The following is a 4712-nucleotide window of genomic DNA, read 5'->3' as shown; positions in this document are numbered from 1 at the left end:
CCTGGAACACTGAACCATTTATTACTTTCCTTACCCTGAGTCAGCGAAGATTGAACTCTACTTTTCACCACCTTAAACACATCAGGCTCTAACTCTCCGTAGAGCGATCGCACTATAAAATCAATATGGACACTTGTGCCAATCTCTTCTGCTAACACCTGTTCAATCGCTTCCGGGCGGCTTAGAGATTTATACTCGCTCAACATGGGAATCTCTAATCCGTGGAGCGAGCGCTGTTGAGTTGATGTCTCTGTTTCTATAATTGGGGATATGGATTGTGGTAATACACTCGTGTCTGTAGCAACGTCAGATTCTTCATCTGAGCGAGTTTGTATAAGGGGGAATGTAGATGGCTCTGGTAGTTCAGAGGTCAGTGCTGCATCAGGCTTTTCATCTGAGCGAGTTTCAATGAGCGGGAATATAAGTGATTCTGGTAATTCAGTCAGGTCATCATCTGCGTACTCGGCTTGCGACTCGGAATCGTCTAATTTCAGAGGTTCTAAAAGATTAGGCTCAAAATCGTCATTTTTAAATTCGTCATTGAGAAATAACAACAACTTTTCTTGTTTTTGAGGAGTGGATGACTCCTCCTGCTCCACAGAGGAGGCAGAAGGCCAATTAGACAGCAAAGCTTCGACATGAGTGAGACTATCTTTGGACTGGGTGTATAACCTTTCATACTCTTCTACAAGAGGTGCGTAATAATCTCGCAATTTTAAAAGGGCTTCTAAGGCGTTTTGGGGAGGCTCTAAAGGCAAGGGAGTATTCATAACAATCAGTCAATCTTATCAATTTTAGTAATGTAATACTACCTGTTGTTGATATTTAGTGAAGCGAACAGGGGTAGGGAAGTTCTTAAGTTTAAGAGAGAAAACCCCATATTTAGAAGATAAGGGCAACTTGTGGAGACGTGCAAAAACACTCCCCCCGCTCAAGAACGCAGCTTTCATGCATATTTCCAAGGTTTAACGCCTCAAGATGCTCAAAATGATGTAACTCTAGTGCAACTAATTGAACCTGTATTAGGCCTTGAACCGATAGTTGCTTCTCAACATCAAGACGAATTGGAACAAATCACAACTTTCGTAACTCATTGCTCATCATGAAGCAAAATAATCCTGAATATTCTCTTGATGACGGCGCAGAATAGCCATTGCTTTGACCTCAATTTGACGAATTCGCTCTCGGCTAAGGTTTAGCTGTTCCCCAACTTGTCTCAAATTTAGTGGCTGTCCATCTTCAAGCCCAAAGCGCAAAATTACCACTTCTCTTTGTATGGGTGTTAGCAATGAGAGCATATTGATCATGTCTTGGCGCAAACATTCTTGAGTGATATCTTCATCTGGGGAGACGCTTTCATCATGCAAGAGTTCGCCCAGTTCTGTATCCTGGTTTTCTCCCACACACAAATTTAAAGAAAGTGTTTGACCAGATGCAGTTAGAGCTTCCCGAATTTGGTTCGCCTGCAAGTTCAAATTTTCGGCAATTTCTACGACACTAGGAAGACGACCTAGTGTCTGAAATATTTCTCGCTGTGCTTTCTTAATCTGATTAAGTCTTTCTGTAACATGAACAGGTAAGCGAATATTGCGGGATTGTTCTGCTATGGCTCGTGTAATTGCTTGAGTAACCCACCAGTAAGCGTAAGTCGATAACTTATAACCGCGATTGGGGTCAAATTTCTCTATTCCCCGTTGTAGTCCTAGTGAACCTTCCTGAATTAAATCGAGCAATTCCATGTTCCGGTTTTGGTACTTCTTGGCGATTGAAACCACCAGCCGCAGGTTGGCTGTCACCATCTTCTGTTTGGCTTGTTGACCTTGGCGAAAAATTTGAGCAATTTCAGCTTCGGTTTTACCTGTGTCCACAGATAATTCAGATGTTGTTGGTTGGCGATGTAGTTCTTGCGTGAGTTCAGTTTTCCGTTGTTCAATTGCTACCATCTGCTGTACAAGTCTTGCTAATGCAATTTCTTGGGAGCCAGTTAGCAAGGGGACGCGACCAATGTCTTGCAGGTAGAGGCGAACTAGGTCTGGAGTGGGAGTAGAAGGCATAAAACTTACTTAAATAAACAAATCAAACAAGTAATATTATCCAGGCGAGTTTTCACCCAAAAGTGATTCGATTTGAGCAAGCAATTTTTCTAAAGTTTTTTGTTTTTTTGGATTGTTCCAAACAGGCGATTTTTGCAATTTACTTGATGCTTGTTTGTAGCGATCTTTGAGAGATATCGACTTTGAGGTAATTGTCTGGGCTGCTTTGATTCGTTCATTAATCTGCACTAAAGACAAATTTTCTGCTATGGCAGTTTCCATAAGTGATGTTCTTTGTAGTGCATCTTTAACACGAGCAATAGCAGTAGCCTTAGTGTACTCAATTTTTCCTTGATGTAGTATGTTTAATACGTCTTGTGGTAATTTGAGCAACGGTAGGCGGCTGCTAACAAAAGATTCCCAAGATATTATTCCTAATGCATCAAAAATAGCTTTAACAATTGTATATTCTTCACTACCCAAAACGTTTTGGGTAACTTTCCCTTTAACTTCGTTTTGCATTCGGTAGAGCAAAGAAACTACCTCGCTAGTATTTTGTTCTAACCGCAAGCTTAAAAGTTGAAGTACCCCTTCGGTTTCTTCTATAGGGTTCAAGTCTTCCCTTGCCAAGTTTTCAACAAGCGATATCTGTAAAGCCTCTTGGTCATTAAAATCTCTAATGACAACGGGTACTTCTTTTAAACCAACTATTTTGGCTGCACGTAAGCGGCGCTCTCCAGCAACAAGCTCGTATTCTTTTTCCAGAGGACGGATAAGTAGTGGTTCAAGGATACCATGCTCCTGAATTGATAATGCAAGCTGGTTCAGCTTTTCAGTATCGAAATAACGCCTGGGTTGTGATTGAGGCAATTTGATCGCATCAATGGAAATATTCTGTGGTGAGCTAGTAGTACTTTCATTTTGGTCAAAGTTTTCACCAAGTAAAGCGGCTACACCTTTTAAATGGCTGGTATAAGGTTTGTCTTTTTTACTGTTAATCACGGTAGTTTTTCTAAACTTAAGGTGATCTTTTTTAGGACACTGACAGCAGGATGTTTTGGGCTATATAGTGCTAAGGGTAGACGCGCCTCACTTGAATCTGCAAAGGCAATAGTTTTAGGAACTGGCTCATAGACTGTTGCTAGTGGTGATAGTTGTTCTGAAATAGCTTTCATAGTTCTACTTTCTTGAGCAGTACGTGCATCATACATTGTTGGAATAAAGCCAGCAATTGCAAGATCTTTGTTAGCTCCTTTACGGAGTGATGCTACAGTCCTCAATAGTAAATCAGTTCCTTGAAAAGATTTGAATTGACACTGAATGGGAACTAACACATGTGTCGCTGCTACTAAACTAATAACGCTGAGTATGCCTAATGATGGAGGACAGTCTATCAAAATAAAATCATATTTATCCAATACAGATACAAGCGCATTTTTCAGACGCATTTCACGCATTAACGCCGCGACAAGTTCGAGTTCAGCTGCACTTAAATTGATGTTAGCAGGAGTTAAACTCATGCCGTGAATTAGTTCAGGATAGATTGGTAATGGATCTTCACTTACCACTGCTTCATATACAGTGTTGGTAGTATTTTCCGGTTCTAATCCCATAAATGTCGTCAACGACGCTTGAGGATCCATATCTATAAGTAGAACGCGATTTTTCTTTTTTTGAGTGAGATGGTAACCCAAGTTCATGGTTAGACTGGTCTTACCTACTCCTCCTGACTGATTAAATAGTGCAATAATACGAGTTTTGCTCACAGTTAGCTGTTGGTTGAGAAGTTTATAAATTGATGTGGAAAAAATTAGAGTTTGTCAATGAAGCACCTGATACGGCTGATTTTATCCTTGAGTGCAGTTTCATACAAGCAAAAGTTAAAATCTCTGCCTGCGGCTAACTAAAAGGTTTAACAAATGTTGTTATTCCCACAAAAGAGAAATTCAGTAAAATGGATTGACGGTTAAGATACAAAAGTTACCTAGTGCGCGTAAGTTTATTTAACTTAAAGTCTTCATGAAATCTACCCAGCGCCCATCCAAACCACCCCAGCAGCAGCCAAAAACCAACGACCCAACCCTCAAGCCTGAACTTGTTGCTTATAAACCCGTAGAGAAACAGCAGCCAACCTCTCAGCCTGACCCAAGCAAGAGTAATGAGCCGCCGCAAGCTGAACTCCAAGCCGAACCCCAAGCGCGGTATCTCTCGACTTGCCGCAGAGCGTTTACATTGACAATAAACCGCTACCTTTAGAAAAAGACAAAGCCAAACGAGTCTACGCTCCCCCGCGCAAATCCAATTCACCGCAACAGTCCAAGCACCAGCGACAATTTACTCATAGCGATGAAGAAGAAGAGTTACCACCCCAGCAATGCCAGCACATGCAGTTTATGGACTGTGACAAACCAGTAGGGCGCGTAGTATTCGAGTGCTGGCATTGCAAGCAGGGCATAGTTGGTGAGTTTAGTGGGGAGCCTGCAATGGGTGAGTACAAGGGACGCCCTTCAGTAATTCCGGCTAAAGTGAAGTGCCCTAACTGTGGCGAAACCGGGATTATACTGAATGCAAAAGAAGTGCTATCAACAACAGCTATTTCTTCACCCTGGAAGTAGAGATTTGGTCGCTCATAGTTAAAAAAGTTTATTCCTCCTCTGACTCATCTTCATCCTCATCATA

6 protein-coding genes and 1 pseudogene are annotated in these 4712 nt (G+C 41.6%); 3 read left to right on the top strand and 4 right to left on the bottom strand.

Annotated elements, in window-relative coordinates; genetic code table 11:
- A pseudogene (locus tag HCR01_RS36955) lies at positions 1-770 on the bottom strand (hypothetical protein); the annotation flags it as partial.
- 132 nt (positions 771-902) lie between these two features.
- Between HCR01_RS36955 and HCR01_RS36950 the strand changes: the two are divergent.
- Entirely contained in the window at positions 903-1106 is a 204-nt protein-coding gene (locus HCR01_RS36950; protein ID WP_193200855.1) for a hypothetical protein, read from the top strand.
- On the opposite strand, the gene HCR01_RS36945 is transcribed toward HCR01_RS36950, so the two are convergent.
- From HCR01_RS36945 to HCR01_RS36935, 3 genes are read right to left on the bottom strand one after another with little or no spacing between them, the layout of a single operon-like run.
- A complete protein-coding gene (locus HCR01_RS36945; RefSeq protein WP_193200854.1) occupies positions 1101-2054 on the bottom strand; it encodes an RpoD/SigA family RNA polymerase sigma factor in 954 nt (317 codons plus the stop codon). The two genes, HCR01_RS36950 and HCR01_RS36945, sit on opposite strands and share 6 nt — an antisense overlap.
- A 36-nt stretch (positions 2055-2090) precedes the next feature.
- A complete protein-coding gene (locus tag HCR01_RS36940; RefSeq protein ID WP_193200853.1) occupies positions 2091-3035 on the bottom strand; it encodes a ParB/RepB/Spo0J family partition protein in 945 nt (314 codons plus the stop codon).
- Positions 3032-3799, bottom strand: a complete 768-nt coding sequence (locus HCR01_RS36935) for a ParA family protein (RefSeq protein WP_193200852.1) — start codon at positions 3797-3799, stop codon at positions 3032-3034. Before HCR01_RS36935 ends, HCR01_RS36940 begins: the two co-directional genes overlap by 4 nt.
- Positions 3800-4052: 253 nt before the next feature.
- Here HCR01_RS36935 and HCR01_RS36930 point away from each other — a divergent pair, with 253 nt between their 5' ends.
- Both HCR01_RS36930 and HCR01_RS36925 read left to right on the top strand, forming a co-directional pair.
- A complete protein-coding gene (locus HCR01_RS36930) occupies positions 4053-4289 on the top strand; it encodes a hypothetical protein (RefSeq protein WP_193200851.1) in 237 nt (78 codons plus the stop codon).
- A complete protein-coding gene (locus tag HCR01_RS36925) occupies positions 4247-4648 on the top strand; it encodes a hypothetical protein (RefSeq protein WP_193200850.1) in 402 nt (133 codons plus the stop codon). The genes HCR01_RS36930 and HCR01_RS36925 overlap by 43 nt, the downstream gene beginning before the upstream one ends.
- Positions 4649-4712 lie beyond the last annotated feature (64 nt).

It is taken from the genome of Nostoc sp. MG11 (assembly GCF_014904695.1).
GTDB lineage: Bacteria > Cyanobacteriota > Cyanobacteriia > Cyanobacteriales > Nostocaceae > Komarekiella.
The sequence above is the reverse complement of the archived record's forward strand: the minus strand, read 5'-3'. Positions and strand labels throughout refer to the sequence as shown.